The 240-nt window shown below is 61.7% G+C and carries 1 protein-coding gene; it reads right to left on the bottom strand.

Going from position 1 to position 240, the window contains the following annotated elements; all coding sequences use genetic code 11:
- Positions 1–240, bottom strand: a 240-nt coding sequence (locus ACR9ZK_RS23270; protein ID WP_481344278.1) for a hypothetical protein, incomplete at both ends; no start/stop codon positions are given.

Here is a 240-nt window from a genome sequence, read left to right on the forward strand (position 1 = left end):
CGCCATTCCCACGCATGTCGGACATGCGGCTGACGACGGCGCAATAGTTATCTGTGGTCACCCGTTTCATCCCCTTGTCGAGCTGCCCATCGCTCAGCCCCTCGACGACGTGGGACATGCGTGCCGCGAGAATCAACGCTCTGGCGGAGGGCTTGTCCAGCGAGAAGTCGACGAATGCGCGATCGACTTCTCCCTCGATCTGCTCAGGGAGGGCTCGATGTTCGTGCTTGAGCGGCTCAC

The organism is Monashia sp. HAY1-5C, assembly GCF_056755255.1.